1 protein-coding gene is annotated in these 1,411 nt (G+C 70.6%); it reads left to right on the top strand.

Annotated elements, in window-relative coordinates:
* The first annotated feature begins 50 nt into the window (after window positions 1-50).
* The gene (locus ACGF8A_RS34535) at window positions 51-1,256 is read left to right on the top strand and encodes an IS4 family transposase (protein WP_393114798.1); all 1,206 of its coding nucleotides are present in this window, start codon (window positions 51-53) and stop codon (window positions 1,254-1,256) included.
* Window positions 1,257-1,411 lie beyond the last annotated feature (155 nt).

Here is a 1,411-nt window from a genome sequence, read left to right as displayed (position 1 = left end):
CAATGCCGCTGACTTTGGGGTGAGTTGCTTGTAGCTTGTGGCCGGGAGGGATGCTGGTGCCACGGGCTGGGCAGGTGAAGCCGCCGGTTGAGGAGCGGTTGTCGGACCGGATCGCGTTGGGGGTGCTGACGCGGGTGTTTCCGGCAGAGCTGGTCGATGAGGTCGTTGCTGAGACGGGGCGGGGTGAGAAGCGGAATCGGCTGCTGCCGGCACGGGTGACGGTCTACTTCGTGCTGGCGATGTGTCTGTTCTCGGGGCAGGCGTATGAGGAGGTCGCACGGCTGCTGGTGGAGGGGCTGGAGTGGTCGCGCCGGTGGCGGGGGTCGTGGGAGGTGCCCACCACCGCGGCGATCTCCCGGGCGCGTGCCCGGCTCGGCCCGGAGCCGCTGCGAGCGCTGTTCGCCCGGGTGTGCCGGCCGGTGGCGAGTGCGGACACGGTCGGTGCCTGGTATCGGGGGCGGCGGCTGGTGGCAGTGGACGGCACCACGCTGGACGTGGCGGACACTGCGGACAACGACGCGTTCTTCGGACGGCCTGGCTCGGGGCGGGGGGACAAGAAGAGCGCGTTTCCGCAGGTGCGGCTGGTGGTGCTGGCCGAGTGCGGCACGCATGCGGTGTTCGCCGCGGCCACTGGGCCGTGCACGGTGGCCGAGACGGTGCTCGCTGACACCCTGCTGCCGCAGCTTCAGCCGGGAATGCTCCTGCTGGCCGACCGCAACTTCCCCGGCTACGACCGGTGGAAGGCCGCCGCCGCGACGGGCGCGGATCTGCTGTGGCGGGTCAAATCGGATGTCGTACTGGTGGTGCGCGAGCAGTATGCGGATGGCTCGTACCTGTCGGAGATCTACGCGGCGAGGGACAAGCGCCGCGCGCACGGGCAGCTGGTGCGGGTAGTGGAGTACACCGTCGCCGGCCACGAGGAGGCCGGCCCGGTCCGGCTGATCACCACGATCCTCGATCCGGAGCAGGCACCGGCGGCGGAGCTGGCGGCCTTGTATCACGAGAGGTGGGAGGTGGAAGGGGTGCTGGACGAGATCAAGGTCCACCAGCGCGGCCCGGACGTGGTCCTGCGCTCCAGATACCCCGACGGCGTCGAGCAGGAGGTCTACGGCTTCCTCCTCGTCCACCACGCCGTCCGCCAGGTCATGCACCACGCCGCAGACCGGGCCGGGACCGACCCCGACCGGCTGTCCTTCACCCGCTCCCTTCGCGTCGTGCGCCGCCAGGTCCCCGCCCAGGCGGCTTTTTCCCCCTGAACGCCTCACCGCCGCCTGGGACCGCACCCTCGCCGAGATCACCCGACGCCTCTTACCGGTCCGCAGACTTCGTGCGTTCCCCCGCGTCGTCAAGCGCAAGATGTCCAACTGGGGCCTCAAACGCGCCCACCACCGCTCCTGGCCCCAGCCCGCTG

It is taken from the genome of Streptomyces sp. NPDC047706 (assembly GCF_043204795.1).
GTDB lineage: Bacteria > Actinomycetota > Actinomycetes > Streptomycetales > Streptomycetaceae > Streptomyces.
This window is presented reverse-complemented; position numbering and strand designations above follow the sequence as displayed.